Origin of the sequence: Pedobacter polaris (assembly GCF_005116505.1) — a bacterium.
In the GTDB taxonomy this organism is placed as follows: domain Bacteria; phylum Bacteroidota; class Bacteroidia; order Sphingobacteriales; family Sphingobacteriaceae; genus Pedobacter; species Pedobacter polaris.
The window spans coordinates 1,017,499-1,030,331 of sequence record NZ_SWBR01000002.1 but is presented as its reverse complement, the minus strand read 5'-3'; the positions used below and the strand labels follow the sequence as shown (position 1 = coordinate 1,030,331).

Sequence of the window (12,833 nt, the reverse complement as noted above, 5' to 3'; positions counted from 1 at the left end):
TTAGGATGGGGAAATTTGTGTGTATTTTTTCGTTAACCAATTATAACTAAAAAGAACGTTAATGTAATAAGTTTTACAATTTTTAACATTTTGATAATGTTGGAGGCAGAGAATCAGTCAACCTTTTTATATATGCCAAGGAACTAACCCCCAAGCTGTGCTAAACTTTGTTAACTAAACGTTATTGAATAGAAAGTCTGATTTGCTATGAGATATAATGAAAAGAAGGGCTAGACTAGCCAAAGCTACTAACCTTCTTCTGCTAAGCATAGAAGTTAATTTAACAGATTGTAAAACTGAACTTGGTATTAATAAGTAATGACTTGCTCCTCAAGTTGGGTCGGCAAATCACGGTAGTTGTATTGCTGTCCACGTAATTGTGGTTCGAAACCAGCTTCTTTAATTGCGCTTTGAATACCACCTGCGGTAAAACGATGGGGTGCGCCTGCTGCAGAAACTACGTTTTCTTCAATCATGATAGAGCCAAAATCATTAGCACCAGCATGTAAACACATTTGCGCCACTGCTTTACCAACAGTTAACCAACTTGCCTGTATGTTTATAACGTTTGGCAACATGATGCGACTTAAGGCCAACATTCTAACATATTCATCACCAGTAACATTGTTACTAATTCCTCTTAAACGCTTTAATAAAGTGCCATCATCCTGAAAAGGCCAAGGTATAAATGCTAAAAATCCTTTAGCGTGTTCTGGCTTTTCGCTTTGCACTTCTCTAATCCATACCAGATGCTCAAAACGTTCTTCAATGGTTTCAACATGGCCAAACATCATGGTAGCAGAAGTGGTAATGTCTAATTGGTGGGCAGCTCTCATTACATCAAGCCATTCTTGTCCACCGCATTTACCTTTAGAAATTAATCTTCTTACCCTATCATTTAAAATCTCTGCGCCAGCTCCAGGCAATGAATCCATGCCATTTGCTTTCAATGCTCTTAGCACTTCAGTATGTGAAATGCCTTCTAATTTAGCTACATGAGCAATTTCTGGTGGACCTAATGCATGTAGTTTTAAATCTGGGTATAATTCTTTTAATTCTTTGAATAGGTTAGCATAAAAACTTAAGCCTAAATCTGGATGGTGCCCACCTTGTAGCAAAAGTTGATCTCCGCCTAGTTTAAAGGTTTCTTCTATTTTAACTTTATAGGTTTCAATATCTGTGATGTAACTTTCATCATGACCTGGACGGCGAAAGAAATTACAGAATTTACAGTTGGCAATACAAACATTGGTAGTGTTTACATTACGGTCAATTTGCCAAGTCACCTTTCCACTAGGTACTTGAATTTTTCTTAACTCATTTGCAACATAAGCCAACTCTGCAGTTTCTGCATTGTGGTATAAAAAAACGCCTTCTTCTTTAGTTAAAAAGTCGAATTTTAAAGCCCTCTGTAATAATTCGGCAGTATTCATGTACAAAGATAAATAAAAACGCTTGAAGCTAGAGGATAGATGGTTTAAGGTTTGTAAAAATGTATCAAATGTATGTAATCCTTTAATCTGTATAATCATTTATTATATCTTTACGGCTCTAAAAAATTATATGGTAGATTTTAATCGCTTTACGCTTGCTAATGGCTTAAAAGTTTTGGTTCATGAAGATCCAACTACACCAATGGCAGTTTTAAATATTTTATACGATGTTGGGGCAAGAGACGAGGAGCAGGGGAAAACAGGCTTTGCCCATTTATTTGAGCATTTAATGTTTGGTGGCTCAGTAAATATTCCAAGTTATGATGAACCCTTACAGCGTGTAGGTGGTGAGAATAATGCTTTTACAAGTAACGACATTACTAATTATTATATCACTTTACCAGCAGAGAATATAGAGACTGCTTTTTGGTTAGAAAGTGACAGAATGTTAAGCTTAGCTTTTTCTGAAAAGAGCTTAGATACACAGCGTAATGTGGTAATGGAAGAGTTTAAGCAACGCTATTTAAATCAACCTTATGGCGATGTTTGGTTAAAGCTACGTCCGTTAGCCTATCAAACCCACCCTTACCAATGGGCTACAATTGGGCAAGATTTAGCTCAAATTGAAAACGCTAAAATGGACGATGTAAAAGCATTTTTTAAGAAACATTACAATCCGCAAAATGCGATATTGGTTGTTGGTGGTAATGTAAAAACTGAAGAGGTTAAAATTCTGGCAGAACAATGGTTTGGACCTATCTCAGCGGGAGATAAATACAATAGAAATTTGCCCAAAGAGTTACCACAAACTGAAGAAAGAACACTTACAGTTAATGCCAATGTACCTCTAAATGCGATTTATATTACTTTTAAAATGCCTGCTAGATTAGATCAAACCTACCAGGTTTATGATTTGCTTTCGGATATCTTATCTCAAGGGCATTCATCTCGTTTATACAACAGCTTATTGAAAGAGCAAAAACTGTTTAGTGATATCAACGCCTACATCTCTAGCAGTTTAGATGAAGGTCTGTTTATTGTTGAAGGAAAATTAGTTGCTGGGGTAGATATGGACGTTGCTGAACAAGCAATTTGGACAGAATTGAAAAAGATCGCTACAAGCTTAGTGTCTGACGATGAATTGACTAAGGTTAAAAATAAAACCGAATCTGTAATGGTTTTTTCTGAGATGAATTTATTGGATAAGGCAATGAATTTGGCTTATTATGAACTATTAGGTGATGCACAATTGCTAAATATAGAGATTGATAAATATTTGGCCATTACAGCTGAGCAAATTCAAGAAGCTGCAAAAATCACCTTTCAAAAAGAAAAATCTTCTACTTTATATTATTTAGCCAATGCTTAATCGTACTCTAGCTCCTGATTTTATACAGGTAAACGACATCAATTTTATTGCACCGAAGGCACAGCAATTGGCTAATGGTATTAAGGTTTTTACTGTAAATGCAGGCCAGCAAGAATTGGTTCGTATTGAATTTATATTTCAAAATGTAAATTACGATAGGGCTAAGCCTTTGCAAGCAGTTACCGTAAATAGTTTAATTAATAATGGTACCAAAACTTTAACTGCTAAAGAGATAGCAGAAAAGGTAGATTACTATGGTGCTTTTTTACAGACTGAATATGGTGCCGATCAAACTACCATTACGCTACATAGTTTAAATAAACACCTAGTTTCGGTTTTACCAATTGTTTGGTCTATTTTTAATGAAAGTATCTTCCCTCAACAAGAATTAGATATTTTTATTCAGAACCAAAAACAAAAGTTACAGGTAAACTTACAGAAGAACGACTTCTTAGCTCGTAAAACTTTCGCAAATGCAGTTTTTGATAATACAGCTTATGGAGCTGATATCACACTTGAAGATTATGACGCTTTAAAAAGAGATGATCTTGTTGCTTATTTTAAAGCCGCGTATAAACCAGAAAACTGTACAATTATTGCCGCTGGTAAATTTGAGGAAAAAGAATTTGAGTTGTTGAATCAGTTTTTTGGTAAAGCATGGGAAAATCATAGTCCGTCTACAATCAATCAATTTAGTTTTAATGCTAGCAGTGGTGAAGAGATTTACATTGAAAAGGAAGATGCAGTTCAGTCTGCCATTAGAATGGGTAATTTAACTGTCAATAGAAAGCATCAAGATTTTCCAAAACTTCAAATACTAAACACACTATTAGGTGGGTATTTTGGTTCTCGATTAATGGCTAATATTAGAGAGGATAAAGGTTATACTTATGGGATTGGTTCTGGTATCGCCTCTTTAAAAGATGCAGGTTATTTCTTTATTGCAACAGAAGTTGGAACTGCAGTTTGTAGTAGCGCTTTACAAGAAATTGAAAAAGAAATCAATACTTTAAAATCTGATCTTGTTGAAGAGCAAGAGTTGGACTTAGTTAGAAACTATATGCTGGGTTCAATGTTGGGCAGTTTAGAAAATGCATTTTCTCACGCCGACAAATTTAAAAACCTCTATTTTTCTGGTTTAGATTATAGTTATTACAGTAAATACATTCATACAGTAAAAACAATAACTCCAGAAGAAATAAAAGTTGTTGCTAATACCTATTTAGATTGGAATGCAATGACAAAGGTTATTGTAGGGAAAAAATAAATTTTCAAATTACTTAAACTTTTAAGGCTAGCTTTCGTTTGTAGTGAACATTTATAAATTATTGATGAACAATCTGACAGAAAATCCTGCATACACTTATACCATTAATCCCGATTTAAACAGCATAGACTGGGATTATGTAATATCTCTATTTTATAAAATAGAATGGAAACACCGTAAGGCGGAAGAAATTGCGCTGGCATTTAAAAATAGTACTACTACCATTTTCGTATTTGAGGGAGATAAAATTATCGCCTTTGGCAGGGTAGTTGGCGATGGAAGATATTATGCCATGCTAGCAGATATTGTGGTTGATCCAGATTTCCAGGGACAAGGTTTAGGTAAGTATTTGGTAACTACATTAAATAGTCAATTGGTAGATTATCACTTTGTGAATTTAAGTGCAGCACCTGGTGCCGACCGTTTTTATAAAAGCATGGGCTGGAAAAAACAAACAACAGCGTTTATATGGCCACAAGGGCCTAAACAATTAAGGCAACACTGTGAAAAGGATTAATCGGAATTTCTTTTTATAATCTGTATGCCATACAGCTCATAAAGAAAAGAATTCTTTTAAAGAAAAAAGCTCCCCAATTATTGGGGAGCTTTTTTATGGTGCTTTTGTTAAAACTGCTTTTTGTTTGTCTGCCTGAAAAATCTTTTTGTTAAAATCTACAAACTCATTGTACTTTTCTGGTGGAAATTTTTTGGCATTCATCACTTGGGTTCTAGAATAAGTGATTAAGTTATCCTTTGCCACAAATTTAGCAGTATAGGTGCCAAATTCAGAAGTAATACTGATGTCTTTTGGCAAAAATTCTACAGCATATCCTTTTGGTAAGTTGTAGGTTATTTCATCATCATCCTGATAGCCAAAACCTACAGCAAAATAAGTTTTTCGATTCTCTATTTTTGCTGGCACGCTTTCCTTTCTATTCATTAGATTTAATGTTAAGAATATTTTATCTGCCCCTTTAGTAAGCAATTGATTAGACTTGAAACTTATATCTTCTGTCATTATGGGCAAAGTTTTATCGGCCTGCTCAAACTTAAAGGCAATTAATTCTGCTCCCGGTATTCCATTATCTTCATTAATTTTTTTACGTTGTTCTACAGGTTCAATTAAAAGCATAGACATGTTATCTTCAAATTGGGCATTTCCATAAATAGATTTAATCCCAATTTCTGCAACCCCATCGTCTTTAAAGTTGATTTTTGTCTTTCTATTTTGAAAATTATCCTTTGCATTGTATGCTGGTGTATGGATTATTTTTCCTCCATCTTCAGTAATCATTAAAACATTTCTATCTGCATTGTCATACCCTATAAAACCCATTGGATTATATTGACTTGTACATTCTAAAAAAGTTGTGTCTTTTTCTAATGGAACACATAAAATCATATGGTTTGCCTGACCCATACTTGAATATTTTGGGTTCATACTTGGCATTCCATTTCCAATAACAATAAGATTAGATTTTATTCCAGCCTCAAATAATAATGCTTTCATGTAGTTAGAAAGTGCTTTACAATCGCCATAGTTAACTTGTGCAACTTTTTCTGCAAGTATTGGTTTAAAACCGCCAATGCCAAGCTGTACACTTACATATCTAGTATTTTGTTGTAAGTGATGATAAAGAATACTAACCTTATCTTTTTGGGTTTTTGCATCTTTAATTAGGTTTTGAACTAGTGCTTTTGTTGTTACTGGTAAAACATTACCATTTTCGTTCAACTTATATATCCAAGCGCCAAAATTTTTCCAATTATCAAAACTTCCAGTTGTATTGTCATACTCAAATTGAGTAGGAGATACCTTAACCCAATCTGTAATATTATCTAATCCAATGCTATATGGTTCTCTCTCAATTACAGGTAAGTTATTACATGTCCATTTATACTGGGTTTTATCACCAATCTTGGTTGAATCGATTTTTAAATTTGCACTTGATAGATACTTTACGTTTAAACCGGCATTTTTTTGAAAAGTATATGTTGATTTTTCAGTTGCTATGTTATAGCCCTTAATCGCATGCCAAGATGGGAAATTTAATATTCCTTTATAATTACGGCTGTAACTATATTCAATTGTATAGGGATAATTAATATGATAAAATTTTAAAATTTTAAGCCTATTATCTTCAAAAATGGAGAAGTCGGAGATTAAGCTTTGATCTTTAATATCTGCAGATTTATAATCTTTAATTTTCTTTCCAGCAGCATCATAAATTGTGGCTTTGATATTATTGATACTTGAAAATTTATCATAAACTTCAGCCATTTCTGCCAAATCATCTCCAGCTTTGTTTAATATAGTTATGGCAACTTTATATTCTTCCTCACCAGAACCAACACCTTTAAAATCAAAGAATAATTCTTCATTGCGAATTACAGCAACCGCATTTTTAGTTAATGCTTCGGGTATTTTACTTACATCATAATTATTTTGTGCTTTTGACTGAAACCACAAACCTGCAAAAAATAAGGAAACAATTAGTTTTTTCATTAGGCTTTCTTTTTAAATACAATTTGCTCAGCTTGCTTTTCTACAATAGCTTTGAATAGTTCTTTTAAATTGAAATATTCTTCTGGAGTGTAAAATGTTTTGTTTATATCTATCACACTTTTAACCATTAATGTTTTTCCTTGACTGAAAAATGTAATGCTAAATGTTCCGCTATTATCTGGAATTTTATAAAGATTGCTTTTTGGTAATTTTTCTACTTCGTAATCTTCAGGGAAACTTACTGTAATTCTGTAATTTTCTTTTATTGGGTAAGCAAAATCGACTGGAAAAAGTCTCTCTTCATGTTTAAATGGATTTTCTTTGGTTTTTTCGAACAATAGTGGTGTGAAATAAACAAGATTACCAGCTTCCTCTACATTATCTTCAATAACCACATTCATTGTTTCTGTTAAAAGTTCATCGAGGTTATCAAGATTACCCATTTTATAATTAGTAAGCTCTAAACCAGTTTTATCCTTTTTAAAATCTTTTAAGAACTCCGTTTCATTATTTGTGGTTCTGTATTTATCTCTTAATTTTAAAGCTGCGTAACCTTTTGTATATTGAGTAATTGTACCTGTTAGCTTATTCTCCTTATCTAAAGCCAGAGAATAATTGAAGATTTTTTCACTTGCAAATGTCGGCTCTGTTGCAATCCAAGCACTTTGAATGCTTTTTAAATCAATTGATAATCCTTCATGATTTAAATTATCAAAAGCAATCATTCCAAACTGCATATCTTTATCTGTTGCATCTAACAGTACATTTTTATTGGCTATTACCACATGAGCAAGTACATTGTTAAATTTAGAGATCATTGGATACCCAGGGTGTATACCATTGTCCCTTGTGCTAACTAATAGAGGATGTGCATCTATTTGGGCTTCTCTTAATAAGCTAACTAAACATAAGTTGATATCTGCTGAACTTCCAGCTTTTTTTTCAAAAACTAATTTAGGATTTGTTCCACTTGCATATCTCCCACGTTCTTCATTCCATTTTATGTTACTTTTTACATAATCATAAATGAGTTTAGTCATTGCTAAAGTATCTTTTTCTCCTTTTAATATAGTCGGTAGAACAGACTTTGCGTAAGAATTTTTATTGATAAATAATCCAAAATTCTCATCATCTGCTAATTCCTTAACAATTTTTGGCCAGGTTCCATTAAAATCCTTATACATTTCATTTGGGAAACGTGTTCCTTGTAATTCAAATTCTATTGAGGGTATATAATCATCTATTGTAGTAATAAAAGCTTCATCCTTTAATGCAGGTACATTTTCTAACACATATTGGTCATGGGTTGCGGTTGAGCTAATACTCGGAACATAAGTAGCATTAATAGTTTCATGCTTGGTTCTATTTACTTGGATATAACCCCCAAAATTTGTTTTATACATAAAATATTCTGGAATTTTAACATTGTATTCTGAATACAAGGTTGGTATATCGCTTTGAAAACTCCAACCACGCAAAGTAAAAATGAAATCTGATTTAATAGTATACTTAAATTCCAGAATGGAACCCTCTTTTACATTAGGAAGGGTAAATTTTTTATAGGTATAGTTTTTGTTAAATTCTTCTGTAAACTTTGCATCTTTTGTGATTTTGCTAATCACCATTTTGCCGTCTACCATATTATAGGTCGCCGCCTCCATTCCATTAAGATCTTCTTTTGAAGAGCCACTTGATTTATATAGTCCAATTTTATAGTTTGCTAAATCATAACCTGCTTTGGTTAGTACTTTATAGCGGATATGGCGTTGATAAACATATTTGAAACCAGTGTTTTCACTATATTCAAAATAGCAATTACCTATATCGAACAATTTAATTGCAGCTGCAGCTGAGTCTTTGCCTGTTGCTTTAGTTTGAAATTCTTCTGGTGCAATTTTGCCAAACTTAAATTCTTTTTTTTGGGCGTAGCTGAAAAGATGGGATACAGTGATCCCAACGAGGAGAAAGAGCGTTTTAATTTTCATGTTTTTGGTTTATCTATTACAATAATAAAAACATTTTAAGATGTTATTTAATTTATCAAGTAATTATTTTTACATCAAAACATGAAAAGTAAAAATTATGAACATTTATACTAAAAAATGTAAAAATGATTTATTCTTTAGCCTGTAAAAGAGTCACTTTTCCATCCATTGTACTCACTAAAACATTTTTCCCATCTATTACATTTACAGTATTAACCATAGAGTTGTCTATCTTATGCGCCCATAAATTTTGCCTAGTTTTTGGATCAAAAACATAAACCACTCCATTTCTAGTTCCGAAAAATACTTTGCCATCTTTTTCAATTAATTGAGAGGGAGCGTGTTCATATCCAAAGCTAGCTTTAAATCTCCATGCAATACCTGGATCAGTTGTTTGGGTTTTATAAGCAGCAATTTCGTCTTGCATGGTTTTGCCGTAAACAGTTGTGCTATCTGCTGATAATCCAATAGATTCTCGTACTCCAGCTTCTTTATTTCGCCATAAGGTTTGACCATTATTAACATCTATTGCAGTTAAGAACCTATCGGGTGCTGCAATGTAAACTACACCATTTGTAGCAACAGGGGTAACCATAGCGGGAGAAAACATCCTGTTCATATTGCCATTATTCCATTTCCAAACAAGGCTTCCGGTTTTTATATCTAGGGCATATAAATGTCTACCCCAAGAACCAAAAATGATTTTACCCCGATAGATTAGAGGCTTGCCAACCATAGCGCCTTCTATTTCATCAAATTTCCATATTAGTTTACCTGTTTTAACATCTAATGCCCTAAAACTATGGTCACTACCACCAACAAAAACTATGTTACCATCAATTATAGGAGAACCTAAAACAGAATGTTCAGTTTGTACTTTCCAAACTAATTTACCCGTGGCGATGTTTAATGCGTATATATTTCCATCACCAGAACCTAAAATAACCAATTGTTTTGTTGCAACAGGAGATGAATAAATGGCGCCTTTGGTTTGGTAAGTCCATAGTTTTTTGCCTGTAGTTTTACTTAGGGCTTCTATTAAACCTAAACTATTTCCAAACACTACTACATTTTCACTATATGTTGGTGTGTTTACTACATTGGCACTTGAATGATAAGTCCATAATTCTTTTACATTATTATATTTCTTATTGATGTCGTAATTTGGTCTTTCGTAGGCTTTTAAAGTTTGATGAACGAAAGTTTTTAAAGGAATTTTTCGCCATGATGGCAACAATTCCTGCATAGGTTTTTTTAATGAAAAATAAACTGTGTCTTTGGTCATTCTAACTACATTATAACCGCCAATGCTATCCTTAGCTCTCAAGTTAGAGCGGCCCATTGTACCAGGAATACCTTCAAAATTATATTGACGGTTATTGTGACCATGCCCACAAATAATGTATTGAATGTTTTTGGCTTTTAGCCTATCTGTAACCTCGTACCAATTATCTAAACTATTATCAATAGGGTAGTGGTTGGCAAAAATAATAGGCATTTCTTTTGGTGTTTTTTTCAAAACATCAGTTAACCAAACAGTGGCATCTCTCGGAATATGTCCATCAGACATACGCACATAAGGCCCCGAGGCACAACCTATAAAACGATATCCTTTATAATCAAAAGTGAATTTATCATATCCAAACTCCTTAATGAAAGTAACCCCACCAGATTCAGACCAACCTGTATCGTGATTGCCAGGCATAATGTAATAAGGCTTTTTTAGTCCCGATAGGATTTCCTTAGCCAATTTTAACTCTTCATTGGTGCCCATTTCGGTAATATCCCCGGTAATAATGGTAAATTCTAGCTCAGGTTGACTATTAATATCTGCCACTGTTCTTTTTAAATCTTCATCCGCATTTGCACTACCAATATGAGTATCACTTACAAAAGCATATTTAAAGTTTTGGGCAAAGGAACTTAAGGCAATAAAAGAAATGGCAATAATAAAAGCTAGCTTTTTCATATAAATCAATTAATAACTAAAGATGGTTAAATCTTTTTTACGAGTATTAATCGTAATGATATTTTTATGTTGTTCAAATAGTTTGATTTATCTGTATTGGCACAAATAAGCTGTTTGCACCTCAGTTTTTACTTTAAATGATGAATTTGCAGGAACTTCAAAGTTACTTCCGGCTTCAAAAATTTCCCATTCTTTGCTATTAGCTAGCATAGTTGATAATCTTCCTTCAATAATGTGCATAATTTCATTCTGCGCTGTTCCAAATTCATATTCACCTGGATTAATTATCCCTACTGTCGATTTTCCTTCGGTGGTTTGGTAGCCTAAAGATTTAACATTGCCATCAAAATATTGGTTTTCTTGTATCATAATTTAAAATATATTTTATGAGCACAATATAAATAATTGTCAGTAAAGCTTAATATTTAACCAACTTCAATATTACCTTTTTATTTGCGTGGTTTTTTTGTATCTTTGCCCTGCAAATAAGAACTCCTAATTTATTTGCTATGCAACTCGATCCCCAAAAATTTATTGCTACTGGTTTAACTTACGATGATGTATTGTTAGTACCTGCATATTCAGAGATTTTGCCCCGTGATGTTAATACAGCTACGTTTTTAACTAAAAAAATAAAGCTAAATGTGCCTTTAATTTCTGCCGCAATGGATACCGTAACCGAAGCAGAATTGGCTATTGCCATTGCTCAAAATGGCGGTATCGGAATGCTTCACAAAAATATGACGATTGAAAGACAGGCTGAAGAAGTTCGTAAAGTTAAACGTTCTGAAAGTGGAATGATCCAAGATCCAGTTACCTTATTAGAAAGTGCTATTGTAGCAGATGCTTTTAAGATTATGAAAGAGCATAAGATTGGTGGCATCCCTGTAGTAAGTAACGATAATAAATTGGTAGGTATCATTACTAATCGAGATTTGCGTTTCCAAAAAGACATGAATAAGCCAATTGCCGATGTAATGACTAAAGAAGATTTAATCATAGCACCTGAGGGAACTAACTTAATTCAAGCTGAAGAAATATTACAAAATTATAAAATTGAAAAATTACCAGTTGTAAACGCTGCAGGTTACCTATGTGGCTTAATCACTTTCAAGGATATTCAAAAAGTTAAAAACTATCCTGCAGCTTGTAAAGATGAAAAAGGTAGATTAAGAGTTGGTGCTGCTGTAGGTGTAACTGCTGATACCTTGTTAAGGGTTGATGCTTTGGTAAAAGCCGGAGTTGATGTAATTACAATTGATACTGCTCATGGTCATTCAAAAGGAGTGGTTGATAAACTAAAAGAGGTAAAAGCTAAATATCCAGATTTGCAGGTTATTGTAGGTAATATTGCTACTGGAGCAGCTGCTAAATTTTTAGCTGATGCTGGAGCGGATGCCGTTAAAGTAGGTATTGGCCCGGGTTCTATTTGTACCACCAGAATTATCGCTGGTGTTGGTGTTCCTCAATTATATGCAGTTTTCGAATGTGCTAAAGCCCTAAAAGGTACTGGAGTTCCTGTTATTGCCGATGGAGGAATTAAACATACTGGAGATATAGCTAAAGCAATAGCCTCTGGTGCTAGCACAGTAATGGCAGGTTCGTTATTTGCAGGTGTAGAAGAATCACCAGGCGAAACCATCATTTATGAAGGGCGTAAGTTTAAATCTTATCGCGGAATGGGTTCTATTGAGGCGATGGAACAAGGCTCGAAAGACCGTTATTTTCAAGATGTAGAAGACGATATTAAAAAACTAGTGCCAGAAGGTATTGTAGGGCGAGTACCATTTAAAGGTACCTTAGCTGAAGTGATGTATCAATATATTGGTGGCTTACGTGCCAGTATGGGTTACTGTGGAGCTGCAACAATAGAAAAATTACAAGAAGCACAATTTGTTCAGATTACTGCTGCTGGTATGAGAGAGAGTCATCCTCACGATATCACAATTACTAAAGAAGCTCCAAATTATACTAGATAATAAATCTCTTAACTCCTAAAGGAGTAATATAATAACCAAGTCCCCTTCAGGGGATTTAGGGGTAAAACAAATACAGCGGGGCATCGGTTACGATAGCCCCGCTTTTCGTTACAATCTTTTTGTCAGTGCTAACAAATTGCTAACTGCAATAAACAAAAAGGATTTTCACTCCAATCTGGTTTAGTAACCTAAAATTGTGCAGTAAACTTCATTCTTCTTAACTTCTTACTAGTTAAAAATTGAATATTGGGTTTTACTCCATTCTCCTTATTTAATTCCGTTACACAAATATTTTAAAAATTATTCCAAATAAAATTTGGTAGTT

9 protein-coding genes are annotated in these 12,833 nt (G+C 33.6%); 4 read left to right on the top strand and 5 right to left on the bottom strand.

The genetic code is table 11. The features are described 5' to 3' along the window. Nucleotides 1-308 precede the first annotated feature (308 nt). Nucleotides 309-1,433, bottom strand: coding sequence for a CofH family radical SAM protein (locus FA048_RS10455; RefSeq protein WP_136841298.1), 1,125 nt, complete (start codon nt 1,431-1,433; stop codon nt 309-311). A gap of 130 nt (nt 1,434-1,563) precedes the next feature. Between FA048_RS10455 and FA048_RS10450 the strand changes: the two genes are divergently transcribed. The 3 genes from FA048_RS10450 to FA048_RS10440 all read left to right on the top strand — a co-directional run bounded on the left by FA048_RS10450 (nt 1,564) and on the right by FA048_RS10440 (nt 4,586). Continuing rightward, the gene (locus FA048_RS10450; RefSeq protein WP_136840587.1) at nt 1,564-2,802 is read left to right on the top strand and encodes a M16 family metallopeptidase; all 1,239 of its coding nucleotides are present in this window, start codon (nt 1,564-1,566) and stop codon (nt 2,800-2,802) included. Further along, nucleotides 2,795-4,069 (top strand): M16 family metallopeptidase, encoded by a 1,275-nt coding sequence (locus FA048_RS10445; RefSeq protein ID WP_136840585.1) that lies wholly within the window; start codon nt 2,795-2,797, stop codon nt 4,067-4,069. Before FA048_RS10450 ends, FA048_RS10445 begins: the two co-directional genes overlap by 8 nt. Nucleotides 4,070-4,133: 64 nt before the next feature. Then, nucleotides 4,134-4,586 carry a GNAT family N-acetyltransferase gene (locus tag FA048_RS10440; RefSeq protein WP_136840582.1) on the top strand — a complete coding sequence of 151 codons (453 nt, stop codon included), beginning with the start codon at nt 4,134-4,136 and terminating at the stop codon, nt 4,584-4,586. 93 nt (nt 4,587-4,679) lie between these two features. On the opposite strand, the gene FA048_RS10435 is transcribed toward FA048_RS10440, so the two are convergent. From FA048_RS10435 to ppnP, 4 genes are all read right to left on the bottom strand, one after another. Beyond that, nucleotides 4,680-6,575: a DUF3857 domain-containing protein gene (locus FA048_RS10435; protein ID WP_136840580.1), complete on the bottom strand. Its 1,896-nt coding sequence runs from the start codon at nt 6,573-6,575 to the stop codon at nt 4,680-4,682. Beyond that, entirely contained in the window at nt 6,575-8,560 is a 1,986-nt protein-coding gene (locus tag FA048_RS10430; RefSeq protein WP_136840578.1) for a DUF3858 domain-containing protein, read from the bottom strand. The genes FA048_RS10435 and FA048_RS10430 overlap by 1 nt, the downstream gene beginning before the upstream one ends. A 130-nt stretch (nt 8,561-8,690) precedes the next feature. After that, on the bottom strand, nt 8,691-10,529 hold the full coding sequence (locus FA048_RS10425) for an outer membrane protein assembly factor BamB family protein (protein ID WP_136840576.1): 1,839 nt from the start codon (nt 10,527-10,529) through the stop codon (nt 8,691-8,693). An 87-nt stretch (nt 10,530-10,616) separates the two neighbouring features. Continuing rightward, a complete protein-coding gene (gene ppnP / locus FA048_RS10420; RefSeq protein ID WP_136840574.1) occupies nt 10,617-10,898 on the bottom strand; it encodes a pyrimidine/purine nucleoside phosphorylase in 282 nt (93 codons plus the stop codon). 140 nt (nt 10,899-11,038) lie between these two features. On the opposite strand from ppnP, the gene guaB reads away from it, so the two are divergent. Further along, on the top strand, nt 11,039-12,508 hold the full coding sequence (guaB, locus tag FA048_RS10415) for an IMP dehydrogenase (protein WP_136840572.1): 1,470 nt from the start codon (nt 11,039-11,041) through the stop codon (nt 12,506-12,508). Nucleotides 12,509-12,833 lie beyond the last annotated feature (325 nt).

Bases quoted from the DNA above. Each gene is read 5' to 3' on its own strand.
- FA048_RS10430 (WP_136840578.1), bottom strand. From the start codon at position 8,560: ATGAAAATTAAAACGCTCTTTCTCCTCGTTGGGATCACTGTATCCCAT.
- ppnP (WP_136840574.1), bottom strand. From the start codon at position 10,898: ATGATACAAGAAAACCAATATTTTGATGGCAATGTTAAATCTTTAGGC.
- FA048_RS10445 (WP_136840585.1), top strand. From the start codon at position 2,795: ATGCTTAATCGTACTCTAGCTCCTGATTTTATACAGGTAAACGACATC.
- FA048_RS10425 (WP_136840576.1), bottom strand. From the start codon at position 10,529: ATGAAAAAGCTAGCTTTTATTATTGCCATTTCTTTTATTGCCTTAAGT.
- FA048_RS10435 (WP_136840580.1), bottom strand. From the start codon at position 6,575: ATGAAAAAACTAATTGTTTCCTTATTTTTTGCAGGTTTGTGGTTTCAG.
- FA048_RS10450 (WP_136840587.1), top strand. From the start codon at position 1,564: ATGGTAGATTTTAATCGCTTTACGCTTGCTAATGGCTTAAAAGTTTTG.
- FA048_RS10455 (WP_136841298.1), bottom strand. From the start codon at position 1,433: ATGAATACTGCCGAATTATTACAGAGGGCTTTAAAATTCGACTTTTTA.
- FA048_RS10440 (WP_136840582.1), top strand. From the start codon at position 4,134: ATGAACAATCTGACAGAAAATCCTGCATACACTTATACCATTAATCCC.
- guaB (WP_136840572.1), top strand. From the start codon at position 11,039: ATGCAACTCGATCCCCAAAAATTTATTGCTACTGGTTTAACTTACGAT.